General features: G+C 35.2%; 2 protein-coding genes. One reads left to right on the top strand and one right to left on the bottom strand.

The features are described from left to right. A partial coding sequence (locus tag ABCO64_RS10795; RefSeq protein ID WP_343089481.1) for an acyl-ACP thioesterase domain-containing protein occupies positions 1–193 on the bottom strand: 193 nt, incomplete at its 3' end. Positions 194–274: 81 nt separating this feature from the next. Here ABCO64_RS10795 and ABCO64_RS10790 point away from each other — a divergent pair. Continuing rightward, positions 275–532 (top strand): methylglyoxal synthase (locus ABCO64_RS10790; RefSeq protein ID WP_343089480.1); only part of this gene is annotated, 258 nt, incomplete at its 3' end.

Raw genomic sequence — 532 nt, 5'->3', positions numbered from 1 at the left:
ATCTAGTTATATTGACTTGATATTCGATAAGTACCCACGCTAAATCTCTTTGATTATGATAATCTGCGCCCATGCCATAAGATTCAGCATTTCTTTCCATTATGTCGTTAAGTAAATGAAATAAACTCGAAGGCGTTAATTCGTCTTTTGTATCCGTATTGAATCTTTCTACTGTGTAAGTTTTATAAAACATCGTCTCACCTCGATGGTTATTATAGCATAATCCCTATGAAATTAGTGACTTTCTTAGTATAATGATTGTGAGGTGAAGACTATGAATATAGCACTTATTGCTCATGACAAGAAGAAACAAGATATGATTGATTTCTGTGAAGAAAATGTTGATTTATTGAAAAAACACACTTTAATAGCAACTGGTACGACAGGTAGAAAAGTTTCTAAAGCAACCAATTTAGAGATAGAATGTTTGAAATCTGGACCGCTTGGTGGGGACCAAGAAATTGGGGCGAGAGTTGCGAGTGGAAAGGTCGATATGATTCTATTTTTCCGTGATCCTTTAACTGCTCAACCC

The sequence above is a fragment of the Methanocalculus natronophilus genome (assembly GCF_038751955.1).
In the GTDB taxonomy this organism is placed as follows: domain Archaea; phylum Halobacteriota; class Methanomicrobia; order Methanomicrobiales; family Methanocorpusculaceae; genus Methanocalculus; species Methanocalculus natronophilus.
Note: the sequence above shows the minus strand (reverse complement) of the source record. Positions and strands in the feature narration are given on the sequence as shown.